We start from the raw sequence: 12,568 nt of genomic DNA on the forward strand, positions 1-12,568 counted from the left end.
TACAGTTCAGTTAAGTATTTCTTCCTCCTCTTCCTTTGCGTTCTTTGCGTCCTTTGCGGTTCGTTAAAAAAATTGAATTTGACAAAGAGTTAAGCTTTAACTAAACCGTATTGAGATAAGAGCTAGACCTTTCGAGTTCTAAGCTTTTAAATATGCGATGTTTAACGACAAGCCCCTCTGTATCTACACATCCTTTGGAAATATACTTTTTCAGCAACCTACCCACAATCGAAATACCTTGCTCAATCTCCTCTGGCGGCATACAGAAAGTCAGACGCATCGCTGGATAACCTTGCTTATCGGGGAAAAATGCTGAACCACACGCCAGGTAAACATTTTGTGCAAAGGCTTCATTCCGAATTGCCCCAATCGGAATATTATCTGGTAATTGTACCCAGAGAAATAATCCACCCGTCGGAACTGTCCACCGGATTTCTTCGGGAAAATAACGCTCTAAAGCTTGCAGCATGGTATTACGACTTTGCAGATTATCTGTGCGAAGTCGGCTGAGGTGACGGCGGTAATGTCCTGAAGCGAGATATTCGCTAACAATTGTTTGCGAAATACTGGATGTGTGCAAATCATGGAGCAACTTCCGCTCAATAATTGCTTGATAATGCTTACCTGTAACTACCATATAGCCCACTCGTAAACCAGGCATTAAAGTTTTAGAAAATGTACTTAAGTAAGTCACCAAATTATTTTTATCTAAAGCTTTAATTGGCGCTGGTACTGTATCAAAATTTATTCCTTCATAAGCATTATCTTCTAAAATGGGACACTCATATTTTTCGGCTAATGCTAATAATTGCTGACGATGAGCTTGTGTTGTCGTCAATCCAGTTGGATTGTGAAAGGTACTAATTGTATAAATTAATTTCGGGCGGTGGCTATGTAGATATTGCTCTAATAAATCTAAATTCATTCCTTCCGCAGTCATGGGAATGCCAATAATCTTAGCTCCTAAGTTTTCTAAGATTGAGATTGCACCATAATAGGTAGGAGCTTCGACAATCACCCAATCACCAGGTTGTACATAATAATTCATCGCTAATGACAACCCTTGCTGAGAGCCATTAGTAATAATTAAATCCTCTGGAAAAACCTCTAATCCTTGCTGCACTAGCATCTGGGCAATTTGTCTGCACAGAGTTAGTTGTCCTTGAGGCATCTCATGAGGAAAGAAAATATCAGTATCATCTTGCTTTAATGCTCGTCTGGCAATGAGGTTAATATCTTTTGGTGGACGAGGATAACCGTAGCCAAAATTAATTATTCCTGGCTGCGTTTGTGCTTGCACTAATGGAGTATACATTTCATAAAAAGAACACTTTCCTGGTTTTGTAATTATGACATTTTGGGCTGGAGCAAATTTAGATTCTAGGTTAGTGCTTCTTGGAGAAACCCTGCTGACAAAATATCCTGAACCTTGACGAGCAGAAACAATACCATCTGCTTCTAAAACGTTATATGCTTCAATAATCGTGAGTTTGTTAACTTGTAAACTTTCTGCCAAAGAGCGGATAGAAGGGAGGCGATCGCCACTTTTGAGTGCGCCAGATTTAATCAGATGACTAATGCGATCGCGGATCTGTAAATAAATCGGTTTGTGTGACTGTCGTTCTAACAAAATTTTCATTTTGGCGCACTCGTCAATGACTAAAAAATCATCAATACTGGCAATATAAACTATTTTTGCCAAGTTTACCTAGTACAGTTGAGAGATTTTTTACTATACCAGTTGGGATGGCGCTTAACTGTACTAGATCAAATCTACAAAAACTGTACCTTCTCAGTTGAAAATTCTTAGGTGAAAGTAAAAGTAATAGTTCATTATTTATTAGGTGCTTTCACTATGAATAAGTTTAATTTACTGTCAAATTTACGAAAATATTGGCAGCATTTTACCATCTGGATGGCTAGTGCTTCTGACCTCCAAGTATGGCAAGAATCAGACTGGCGTGGTCAAATTTCTTATTGGCGTGCCTACGATCCAATGACAGGACGTTCTGCCTGTTTTGGTTCTGAAGAAGAAATGCGAATTTGGATTGATAAGTGTTATTACAAATAAAATATTTTGCCAATAAATGTGAGACATAGACAGTTCAGAACAGGCGATGACATTTAGAAACTTTCAATTCAGGAAAATACTGGTACTAGGAGACTTCACCAAATCCGCCGCCGCCAGGAGTTTCTATCACAAAAACATCCCCAGGTTTCATCTCTACTGTTGCTGTGCTGTCTAAATTCTCTTCAATTCCATTTTCACGTTGTACCCAGTTGCGTCCGATAATCCCAGCTTCTCCGCCATTTAATCCAAAGGGAGGGACAACCCGATGTCCAGAAAGAATATTAGCTGTCATGGGTTCTAAAAAACGGATGCGGCGGACAACTCCATTACCACCAGAATATTGCCCTTTACCACCGCTATCGTGACGAATACTAAAGCTTTCTAAAAGTACAGGATAACGGGTTTCTAAAACTTCTGGGTCGGTCAAACGGGAGTTAGTCATGTGAGAATGAACACCATCAGTTCCATCAAAATCAATTCCTGCCCCAGAGCCGCCGCAAATAGTTTCATAATATTGATACTGCTCATTACCAAAAGTAAAATTATTCATCGTTCCTTGAGAAGCAGCCATGATACCTAAAGCGCCATATAAAGCATCAACAATGGTTTGAGAAGTTTCGACATTACCCGCTACCACTGCTGCTGGATAAGTTGGATTCAGCATACAGCCAACCGGAATGATAATTTCTAGAGGGTTAAGACACCCGGCATTCAGAGGAATATTATCATCAACCAAAGTCCGAAAGACATATAAAACTGCGGCTTGAGTTACAGCTTTGGGAGCATTAAAACTACTATTTAGTTGCCGAGAAGTTCCAGTAAAATCAATAGTAGCACTACGAGTTTCTGGGTAAATCGTCACTTTAACTTCAATTCTTGCCCCATTATCCATTTCATAAACAAACGAGCCATCCTTGAGAAGATTGATAGCTTTTCTCACCGACTCCTCAGCATTAGCTTGCACAAACTTCATGTAAGCTTGAACAGTATCGAGCTTGTATTGTGAAACCATTTTACGAAGTTCTTGTACTCCCCGCTCATTTGCTGCAATTTGTGCTTTAAAATCAGCGATATTTTGATTAGGGTTACGAGCAGGATAAGTATGATTTGAAAGGTGCTGTCTTACTGCGGTTTCTCGAAAATTACCTTCTTCAACCAAGAGAAAATTATCAAAAATAATTCCTTCCTCTTCTACTGTCGTACTGTGGGGAGGCATTGAACCGGGCGTAATTCCACCGATATCTGCTTGGTGTCCACGAGAAGCAACAAAAAAGAGGGGAGTGGGGAATGGAGTATTTTCACGACTCTTTAGAAAAACAGGGGTAATTGTAGTTACGTCGGGAAGGTGAGTTCCGCCATTATACGGGTTATTAGATAGATAGACATTTCCTGGTTTTAGGGTATCTCGTTTTTCGTTAATTAAACTGCGGACACTTTCGCTCATTGAGCCTAAATGTACAGGAATATGGGGAGCATTAGCAACTAATAATCCAGATGAGTCAAAAATAGCGCAGGAGAAATCCAGCCTTTCTTTTATATTTATAGATGCTGCCGTATTTTGGAGAACAATTCCCATTTGCTCTGCAATAAATTGATAGAGATTTTTGAATATTTCTAAGCGAACGGGATCGGGTTGAGTTGTTGTATACATGTTTGATTCCTATTCTTTGCTAAAATTATCTATTAAAGTGATTAAAAGTAGTTCAATGAAGATTCGGTTGGCTACACCTGATGATATATTACTAATTTTTTCCTTTATTCAAAAAAAGTCTGAATTTGATAAAAAAATTGGTGCTTATTCTGGTGTACTTCAAGTTACTGAGGAGAAAATACGTAAAACAATTTTTGGAACAGTACCTTTCTCTTATGTTTTATTTGCAGAAACCTCAGAGTGTGTGGTTGGGTTTGCTTTATATGGATTCAGATACTCATCTTTTGTAGGGCAACCGAGTATCTGGCTTGATGATTTGTATGTGAACGAAGATATGAGAAGTCAGGGAGCAGGAGCCGCGTTAATGAGTTATTTAGCTCAAGTAGCAAAGAACAATGACTGTACCCATCTTGCTTGGAATGCTGATATTCGCAACAGTCGTGGACTTAGTTTTTATGATAGGCTAGGTGCAAAGGTTACGGAGCAGAAAGGTAATCGCTGTTTTTTAACCTGGACACCACAAATACTTGTATAAGCAGTTTATAAACGCTGTAAAATTAAATGATTACGTTCAGTTAACCTTGCTTGCCAATTAGGTTCAACTATAATTGTGCTAATTTTTTCCACAAAGATCGCAGGCCCATTAATACTATCTTCTGGTTGTAAATCTTCTCGTCGATAAACAGGTGTATTATACCATCTGTCAGCAGTAAACATCCTTACTATCTCAACAGATGCAGGAGTTTTATCTAAAGGACGATTACGAATAATTAAGGGTTCTTCGGGAGTCTCCATTTTCTGAATTACTTCTACTGAGACTGATTCAACAATTAAAGTTTTATCTAATTGAATAAAACCATAGCGGGATTTATGTTCATCCTCAAATTCTTGCCGCATTGATACCACATCATCGGCAAAGTTAACGGTTAAAGTAGAATTAGTTCCTTCATATTTTAAGTTGATTTTCTGAACTATTTCTGTTTGAGCATTAGCTTCATCGATTTCACTTATAGCTTGAGTTTCCAAATATTCCATTAACTGGTGTAATTTAGGAATTAATGCTTGGGTTAAAGGCTGTTCTACTCCTCCTTCTCTAATTGCCCGGACATCAGCTAATCCCATTCCATAAGCAGAAAGAACACCAGCATAAGGATGTAGAAATATCTTTTTCATTCCCAAGGTATCGGCAATTAAACAAGCAACTTGCCCGCCTGCACCGCCAAAACAACAAAGCACGTATTGGCTGACATCATAACCCCGTTGTAGACTGATTTTTTTAATTGCATTTGCCATATTTTCCACTGCGATCGCAATAAATCCAGCCGCTACTTGTTCAGGAGTAGAATGATTTAATGTAGCGCCTTGAATATCTTGGGCTAATTGGGTAAATTGCTGAATGACAGTATCTTTATCTAAAGGTAAATTCCCATCAATTCCAAAAACCGAGGGAAAATATTGTGGGTGGATTTTGCCTAACATCACATTAGCATCAGTAACCGTTAATGGCCCCCCGCGTCGGTAACAAGCAGGGCCAGGATTTGAACCAGCAGATTTAGGGCCAACACGATAACTAGAACCATCAAAAGAGAGAATTGAACCGCCTCCAGCCGCAATGGTATTAATTGCTAAAACGGGAACTCGCATCCGCGCCCCAGCAATTTCTGAATCTAATTGTCGTTCATACTCTCCTTTAAAGTGGGCAACATCTGTACTTGTCCCTCCCATATCAAAGGTAATAACTAACTCAAAACCTGCTCTTTTACTACTTTGAACTGCACCGACAATTCCACCAGCCGGGCCACTTAAAATACTATCTTTGCCTTGAAATTGCTCGGCTGCGACTAAACCGCCGTCAGATTTCATAAACATTAATTTGACTCCAGGTAACTGACTCGCTACTTGGTTGACATAGCGGCGTAAAATTGGAGTTAAATAAGCATCGACTACTGTTGTATCTCCTCGGCTGACTAATTTCATTAACGGACTAACTTGGTGAGATACAGATATTTGTGTAAAGCCGATTTCTTGGGCGATTTTGGCGATTTGTTGTTCGTGTTCAGGATAGCGATCGCTGTGCATAAAAACAATTGCACAACTCCGAACTCCTGTGTTGTAAACTACTTGTAAGTCATTTTTTGCTTGTTCAATATTTATCGGTATTAATTCATTTCCATAAGCATCATAACGTTCATTAATCTCAATGACCTGCTCATAAAGCATGGTTGGTAAGACGATATGACGAGCAAAGATGTTAGGACGGTTTTGGTAGCCAATTTGCAGCGCATCTTTAAAGCCTTTGGTGATCAGAAGAACAACCCTGTCTCCTTTCCTTTCTAACAGCGCGTTTGTTGCTACCGTTGTCCCCATTTTTACTACTTCTATCGCTTCACTAGGAATGGGTTCGTTGCTGGAAATACCCATGATATCCCGTATACCTTGGATAGCTGCATCTTGGTATTGTTCGGGGTTTTCTGAAAGTAGTTTATAAACTATAATCCATTGCTGATTAGGCAAAGTCACAACTAAAAAACCTTCAGGATGTCTTGAGAGTCTGTCTATAATTGCTTGATTATTAGTGACAGCAACAATATCTGTGAATGTACCACCTCTGTCAGCAAAAACTTTTAACATGATTCTGTTTCATCAACGCTATATAGATAGCATAATTTTTTCCAAAGTCCAAGAAATGAGAAATCACGATGCATTTGTACAGTGCCATTCGTCCTACAACTACTGATTGTGGGGTGGGCGTCTCGCCATTGGTGTCAAGTTAAGGCAAAAGCCCAAATGTCAAAAGTATGTTCATCGAATTCGGGCAGCCGTTTATTGAATTCGGGATGTCGTTTATTGAATTCGGGGTGTCGTTTATTGAATTCGGGCGGCCGTTTATTGAATTCGGGGTGTCGTTTATTGAATTCGGGCAGCCGTTTATTGAATTCGGGCGGCCGTTTATTGAATTCGGGGTGTCGTTTATTATTTTTGTTCAATTTTAATTTGAGTCGGATAAAATCTAAACACAAAAAGACTTTTCACTCAGTCCCCAGCGATGCACTGAGCTTGTCCTGAGCGTAGCCGAAGGGCGCAGTCGTTGTGTCTTCAGCTATACTAGTTGACCCTAGTGATTTCATTTTAACTTGACACTAATGGCGTCTCGCCTGCCCGTAACAGTCCACGCTATTCTTGATCAAACGTCAGCGAACAAGTTTATTGCAGCGAACTTTAAAAAGCATGAGTGGCAAATTAATTGTATTTGAAGGGGTGGAAGGCTGTGGTAAAACCAGCCAAATGCAACTTTGTTCTGAGTGGTTGGAAAGTCTGGGTATTTCTGTGGTTGTTACTCGTGAACCAGGTGGAACAGAGTTAGGCTTACATCTTCGCCGCTTGCTACTAGAAAAGTCAGAGGATAAACCAGTTGCACAAGTGACAGAACTTTTGTTGTATGCTGCTGACCGATCGCAACACGTAGAACAAGAACTCAAACCAAATCTTACAGCAGGGAAATATATTTTATGCGATCGCTACACTGACTCTACCATTGCCTACCAAGGATATGGTCGCGGTCTTAACATGAGTTTAATCAATCAGCTTAATCATATTGCCACTGCTGGTTTAGAGAGTCATTTAACTATTTGGCTAGATGTCGATGCCGAAGTAGGACTAGCTCGTAAACGAGGAGATGGAATAGGTTTAGACCGTATTGAACAAGAAACAATCGCTTTTCATCGGCGCGTTCAGCAAGGATACGCAGAGTTAGCAGCATCCTATCCCTCAAGAATTGTGCGGGTAGATGGCAGTTTGAGTAAAGAAGCTGTACAACAAGTAATTCAAGGAATTTTGCGCGTACACTTGAAGGAGTTGCCATAGGCAAATGACCGATGATTAATCAACCCGCTTAACTTCAAATCCCCGCAACCCTTCCGGTTCTTCATACTCAACCACAACATCTTGAACTACAGCAGCAGGTGGCCCAGAGTGACACCAACGAACCATGTTATCTACAACATCTCGCGCCCCTTCAAAGACTGCCTCTACTCGATTATCGGGGAGATTTCGCACCCAGCCGGTTAATCCCAACTGCCTAGCTGTATCTACAGTGGAATACCGATAACCAACTCCTTGGACTCGACCAGAAATGAATACATGGGCGCGGATGATCTTTGGCAGTGCTGTGGAATTCTGCATAGACTGGTATAATCTTTACGATTTCCAGTCTACCTAGTTTGTGTATACAGTGAATTTAATTAATCAGTAGTCAGTTTTTCAACTTGAAATTTTAAATTGCTTATGTCTAACTTGCCACCACTCAACACAGAAACAATTTGGGCAATTATTGACGAAAAACTTGATGATGCCACAGTCAACGAGTTGCTATGGCATTATTTAGGCTATCGCTATGATTCCTCAACTGCACAATGGGACACTAGCCTAGTTGCACCAGAATGGCTAAATGATTACCCCCAACCACCAAATTTTATTGAATCTCGCCCTGCAACAGTCAAGTTAACTCGTTCAATTCCTGTTGAAAATAAACAACTGCTCAAAGAAAAACTAGGTTTCAAAGGTTACAAAATTGGGGAATTTGGGCCTCGGCAAACTCGCAGGGCGACAGCAGCAGGTTGGTTATTAAGTTATCTACAACAAACTAACGATAAAATTGAGTAATCTTATACAGCAGATATTTAGCAATAACCATTTCCGTTTTACCTAATATCTGCTAATTAACAATTTAATAAAATTTTTTAAAATTTAATATTCTAAATAGCAAGTGTACTAAATATAATCTGGATATTATTAAAAAACAAATTATAAAAACAGTCAAAAATAGTCACTTGTTGACTATTTTTATAAAATATTTATAAATTCATCCTCAAGACAGAAGCACTATTTATATAATTATTTCTCTAGAGCGATTTGTAAATTTAATTAAGTATTCGAGAATACTTTTATCAACCCTTGATATTACAAACATTTCTATGACAAAGCCAATTGAATTTAGTTTATTTGCACCTTATAACAAAGGAGCTGCATTAATTGGTTCTTTTTCTGATTGGCAGGAAATTCCAATGGAGAGAGGTGATGATGGTTATTTTCGTACAAGTGTTGAACTAGAAGACGGCGTTTATAAATATAAATTCCGTGTCCAGTCAAATTCATGGTTTTTTGAACCAGAACAATGGGTTGATGTTACAGATCCTCAAGTAACTGATATAGATGAACAGAGTGGAAAAGATGATGGTGTTATCCGGGTCAAAAATGGCGAAAGGATTACCGATACCTATATTTGGCAACATGATGATAAACCTTTACCTGCTGACCACGAATTAGTAATTTATGAATTGCATGTTGGTGACTTTTCTGGTGGTGAGGATGACCCTTATGCACGAGGTAAGTACAAACACGTCATTGAAAAGTTAGATTATTTATGCGAATTAGGAATCAACGCTATTGAGTTGATGCCACTTAAAGAATATCCTGGTGATTATAGTTGGGGTTATAACCCCCGCCATTTCTTTGCAACAGAATCTAGTTATGGTTCTACTGCTGAGTTAAAAAATTTGATTGATGAGTGTCATGGTAGAGGTATTCGTGTAATTATTGACGGAATTTATAACCACTCAGAAGCATCTGCCCCCTTAACACAAATTGACCACGATTATTGGTATCATCATGAACCTCGTGACCCTGATAATAACTGGGGCCCTGAGTTTAATTATGAACATTATGACGATAAATTAGATGTTTATCCAGCGCGGAAGTTTATTGGTGAAACAATCCGTTTTTGGATATCAGAATATCATCTTGATGGGATTCGCTATGATGCTGCGCGGCAAATTGCTAACTACGATTTCATGCACTGGATTGTTCAGGAAGCTAAAAAAACTGCTAGCATGAAGCCTTTTTATAACGTTGCCGAACACATTCCTGAAACTACCAGCATTACCAATGTAGATGGGCCAATGGATGGTTGCTGGCATGACAGTTTTTATCACTGCATTCTAGAACATATCTGCGGTGATACATTTGATTTAGAGCGTCTCAAAGATGTTATTGACTGCAAGCGTCAAGGCTTCTTGGGTGCTACCAATGTAGTAAATTACCTCACCAACCACGACCATAACCATGTCATGGTTGAATTAGGAAACCGTGAGATTTTTGACGAAGAAGCATTTAGGCGGGTTAAATTGGGAGTAGCCATCCTAATGACTGCTGTTGGCGTACCTTTAATTTGGATGGGAGAAGAATTTGGCGAGTATAAACCTAAACAACCCGAATCAGCGAAAATCGATTGGACGTTGTTAGGTAATGATTTAAATCGTAGTTTATTTGAATCATATAAAGGCTTAACAAACTTGCGTAAAAGCAATCAAGCTCTTTACACAGAAAATATTGATTTTATCCACGAAAATCCAGAGGCAAAAGTATTAGCTTATACTCGTTGGAATGATGAAGGTTCTCGTGTAGTCGTAATTGCAAATTTCTCTGAAAACTTCCTAGCTGAGTATCATGTTCCTAACTTTCCTAGCCCTGGTACATGGCATGAGTGGACAGGCAATTATGATGTCGAAGCTGGTGACGATGGCATCATAACTGACTTGGGGCCATACGAAGCCAAAGTGTTTGTATGGCAGTAATTATATACACATACAATACTACTGAGTAAGTAGTCCAATAGTAAAAAAGGGGGAAAATATTTCCCCTTTTTCAGTTATTACCTTATCTACTTACAATTTAGTGATAAATTTGTCAAGCAAAAAATCAGCTATATTAAAATTTCATGGGTTTGTGTTACACTTTTTATTTGAAGTGCGTATATAAAATTGCGAGAGCATCCCCATGCACAACGAATTATTTAATATTATCGACAACGTTAACATTGAGAACGATCGCATTTTATTAACTCCTAATGAAATCAAATCAAAATTACCTTTAACACAATTAGCCGAGCAAAGAGTTTTAGCATATAGGCAAGAAATAGAACAGATTCTAGATTTTCAGGATCGCAGGAAGTTTATAGTTGTTGGCCCATGCTCAATCCACGACCCAAAAGCAGCACTCGAATATTCTGAACGGTTGAAAAGATTGGCCGAGCAAGTGCAGGATAAGCTGCTATTAATTATGCGAGTGTACTTTGAAAAACCAAGAACAACCGTAGGCTGGAAAGGGTTAATCAACGATCCAGATATGGATGATTCTTTCCATGTAGAAAATGGATTATTAATTGCCCGGGATCTATTATTAAAAATTACAGAATTAGGATTACCTGCTGGCACAGAAGCATTAGATCCAATCATACCTCAATATATTAGTGAACTAATTACTTGGTCTGCCATTGGGGCACGCACGACCGAATCACAAACTCACCGTGAAATGGCAAGTGGGCTTTCCATGCCTGTGGGTTTTAAAAACGGTACTGACGGTAATATTCAAGTAGCTTTGAATGCCTTACAATCAGCTAGAAATCCCCATAATTTTATCGGAATTAATCAAAACGGACAGGTTAGCGTTTTTCAAACTAAAGGTAATGGCTACGGTCATGTAATTTTAAGGGGTGGTAGTCAACCTAACTTTGATGCAGCGAATGTGAAACTGGTAGAAGAGAAATTAAAACAAGCAGATTTACCACCGAGGATTGTTATTGACTGTAGCCACGGCAATACCAATAAAGATTACAAATTACAAGGTGCTGTCTTAGAAAATATTATTCAGCAAATAGTAGATGGTAATACATCAATAGTTGGCATGATGCTGGAATCGCATTTGTATGAGGGTAGTCAACCAATTACTGGTAAAGAAGAATTAAAATATGGGATTTCTGTAACTGATAAATGTATTGGTTGGGAAGAAACCGAAAAAATTATTTTAGCTGCTCACGAAAAACTTAAATAAATACCATAGTGTAGGTTTTCAGAAACTTTGAATCTTATTCCCCTGTGCAAGTAGGCTTGTCATTACCCATATATGACAATCCCCGCTTCGGAATAGAATTCCAAAGTTAATCATATACGGCGATCGCAACGAGAACACCGTAGGTATCGCAATGGGTTCGGGTGAGCAAGTGATCGCCCCTCTAATCCCTACTCTCCTAACAACAGCAGCGATCGCTATTAACTACGACGGCGATCGCATATCAGCTAATTCGCTCTAGTAGTACCTCATTAATAACTGTTTGATAGCCAATGCCTTTTTTTTGGGCTTCTTCTTTCGCCCAAGCTAAGATTTTTGGGTGAAGTCTGAGAGAAATTAATTCATACTTCTCATCTTCATGTTTTGGTGGTCTACCCCGCTTTCTCAACTTCATGCCAAACTCTTCAGCAATTGCTTCTCTGAATTTTTGACTTTCTTCTAGTGTGACTTGCCTCGCCCTCTCGAAAGGGAACTCAGATTGCTTCTTCATATCTTTGGCGCTCTATTTTTGTTGCTTTTCCCGCACTTATTATCAGGGCAAACGCATCTAAATATTGACGAGCCTGAATCAGGGTGGAATACACCAAGACTCAAACCGAATAAGGCTTTCAGGAAATTGAATCTCACTATGCATGAAAGTGATAATCATTAAAAAAGAAAGATTTAGAAGCAAACTTCATACCGTCATTGCTGGAGTCCAAACTAGAAGAGAAACAGGAAACTACACTACACAACGTGCAAGGTTTAACTCTCATTCTTCTACTTAACTGTTTGTTACATACCTATAAATTTTTCCACCGAATTACTTCATAGAAATAGTATTTTATTAAAAAAATAATATACATATATTTAGTTATAAAAGTATTGATTTGGTTAAATGGAAAAGTGGGAAAAGTGGGAAAAGTAGGACGTTTTATAATAACTCTTGATAATGCTGTTGA

General features: G+C 38.9%; 12 protein-coding genes. 7 read left to right on the forward strand and 5 right to left on the reverse strand.

The window, feature by feature from the left end; all coding sequences use genetic code 11:
• Positions 1-100: 100 nt before the first annotated feature.
• Positions 101-1,639: a PLP-dependent aminotransferase family protein gene (locus RMY00_RS32720; protein ID WP_322651524.1), complete on the reverse strand. Its 1,539-nt coding sequence runs from the start codon at positions 1,637-1,639 to the stop codon at positions 101-103.
• Between the two features lie 216 nt (positions 1,640-1,855).
• On the opposite strand from RMY00_RS32720, the gene RMY00_RS32725 reads away from it, so the two are divergent.
• Positions 1,856-2,071, forward strand: a complete 216-nt coding sequence (locus RMY00_RS32725; protein ID WP_322651525.1) for a hypothetical protein — start codon at positions 1,856-1,858, stop codon at positions 2,069-2,071.
• An 85-nt stretch (positions 2,072-2,156) separates the two neighbouring features.
• Here the strand turns inward: RMY00_RS32725 and RMY00_RS32730 are convergent, their stop codons facing one another.
• Complete coding sequence (locus tag RMY00_RS32730; protein WP_322651526.1) at positions 2,157-3,722, reverse strand: hydantoinase B/oxoprolinase family protein; 1,566 nt, start codon at positions 3,720-3,722, stop codon at positions 2,157-2,159.
• A gap of 67 nt (positions 3,723-3,789) precedes the next feature.
• On the opposite strand from RMY00_RS32730, the gene RMY00_RS32735 reads away from it, so the two are divergent.
• Complete coding sequence (locus RMY00_RS32735; RefSeq protein WP_322651527.1) at positions 3,790-4,257, forward strand: GNAT family N-acetyltransferase; 468 nt, start codon at positions 3,790-3,792, stop codon at positions 4,255-4,257.
• 5 nt (positions 4,258-4,262) lie between these two features.
• Here RMY00_RS32735 and RMY00_RS32740 read toward each other — a convergent pair whose 3' ends face one another.
• Complete coding sequence (locus tag RMY00_RS32740) at positions 4,263-6,353, reverse strand: hydantoinase/oxoprolinase family protein (protein ID WP_322651528.1); 2,091 nt, start codon at positions 6,351-6,353, stop codon at positions 4,263-4,265.
• Between the two features lie 167 nt (positions 6,354-6,520).
• Between RMY00_RS32740 and RMY00_RS32745 the strand changes: the two genes are divergently transcribed.
• The gene (locus RMY00_RS32745; RefSeq protein WP_322651529.1) at positions 6,521-6,715 is read left to right on the forward strand and encodes a hypothetical protein; all 195 of its coding nucleotides are present in this window, start codon (positions 6,521-6,523) and stop codon (positions 6,713-6,715) included.
• A gap of 235 nt (positions 6,716-6,950) precedes the next feature.
• Positions 6,951-7,586, forward strand: coding sequence for a dTMP kinase (tmk, locus tag RMY00_RS32750; RefSeq protein ID WP_322651530.1), 636 nt, complete (start codon positions 6,951-6,953; stop codon positions 7,584-7,586).
• A gap of 15 nt (positions 7,587-7,601) precedes the next feature.
• On the opposite strand, the gene RMY00_RS32755 is transcribed toward tmk, so the two are convergent.
• Positions 7,602-7,904 (reverse strand): acylphosphatase, encoded by a 303-nt coding sequence (locus RMY00_RS32755; protein WP_322651531.1) that lies wholly within the window; start codon positions 7,902-7,904, stop codon positions 7,602-7,604.
• Positions 7,905-8,006: 102 nt separating this feature from the next.
• Here RMY00_RS32755 and RMY00_RS32760 point away from each other — a divergent pair, with 102 nt between their 5' ends.
• The 3 genes from RMY00_RS32760 to RMY00_RS32770 all read left to right on the forward strand — a co-directional run bounded on the left by RMY00_RS32760 (position 8,007) and on the right by RMY00_RS32770 (position 11,609).
• Entirely contained in the window at positions 8,007-8,384 is a 378-nt protein-coding gene (locus RMY00_RS32760; RefSeq protein WP_322651532.1) for a DUF1823 family protein, read from the forward strand.
• Positions 8,385-8,695: 311 nt separating this feature from the next.
• On the forward strand, positions 8,696-10,354 hold the full coding sequence (locus RMY00_RS32765) for an alpha-amylase family glycosyl hydrolase (protein WP_322651533.1): 1,659 nt from the start codon (positions 8,696-8,698) through the stop codon (positions 10,352-10,354).
• A gap of 202 nt (positions 10,355-10,556) precedes the next feature.
• Positions 10,557-11,609, forward strand: coding sequence for a 3-deoxy-7-phosphoheptulonate synthase (locus tag RMY00_RS32770; protein WP_322651534.1), 1,053 nt, complete (start codon positions 10,557-10,559; stop codon positions 11,607-11,609).
• A 241-nt stretch (positions 11,610-11,850) separates the two neighbouring features.
• Here RMY00_RS32770 and RMY00_RS32775 read toward each other — a convergent pair whose 3' ends face one another.
• Complete coding sequence (locus RMY00_RS32775; RefSeq protein WP_322651535.1) at positions 11,851-12,117, reverse strand: BrnA antitoxin family protein; 267 nt, start codon at positions 12,115-12,117, stop codon at positions 11,851-11,853.
• Positions 12,118-12,568: the final 451 nt, after the last annotated feature.

Source organism: Nostoc sp. ChiVER01 (assembly GCF_034531155.1).
Lineage (GTDB): Bacteria > Cyanobacteriota > Cyanobacteriia > Cyanobacteriales > Nostocaceae > Nostoc.

Bases quoted from the DNA above. Each gene is read 5' to 3' on its own strand.
- tmk (WP_322651530.1), top strand. From the start codon at position 6,951: ATGAGTGGCAAATTAATTGTATTTGAAGGGGTGGAAGGCTGTGGTAAA.
- RMY00_RS32770 (WP_322651534.1), top strand. From the start codon at position 10,557: ATGCACAACGAATTATTTAATATTATCGACAACGTTAACATTGAGAAC.
- RMY00_RS32755 (WP_322651531.1), bottom strand. From the start codon at position 7,904: ATGCAGAATTCCACAGCACTGCCAAAGATCATCCGCGCCCATGTATTC.
- RMY00_RS32745 (WP_322651529.1), top strand. From the start codon at position 6,521: ATGTTCATCGAATTCGGGCAGCCGTTTATTGAATTCGGGATGTCGTTT.
- RMY00_RS32740 (WP_322651528.1), bottom strand. From the start codon at position 6,353: ATGTTAAAAGTTTTTGCTGACAGAGGTGGTACATTCACAGATATTGTT.
- RMY00_RS32730 (WP_322651526.1), bottom strand. From the start codon at position 3,722: ATGTATACAACAACTCAACCCGATCCCGTTCGCTTAGAAATATTCAAA.
- RMY00_RS32775 (WP_322651535.1), bottom strand. From the start codon at position 12,117: ATGAAGAAGCAATCTGAGTTCCCTTTCGAGAGGGCGAGGCAAGTCACA.
- RMY00_RS32720 (WP_322651524.1), bottom strand. From the start codon at position 1,639: ATGAAAATTTTGTTAGAACGACAGTCACACAAACCGATTTATTTACAG.
- RMY00_RS32725 (WP_322651525.1), top strand. From the start codon at position 1,856: ATGAATAAGTTTAATTTACTGTCAAATTTACGAAAATATTGGCAGCAT.
- RMY00_RS32760 (WP_322651532.1), top strand. From the start codon at position 8,007: ATGTCTAACTTGCCACCACTCAACACAGAAACAATTTGGGCAATTATT.
- RMY00_RS32765 (WP_322651533.1), top strand. From the start codon at position 8,696: ATGACAAAGCCAATTGAATTTAGTTTATTTGCACCTTATAACAAAGGA.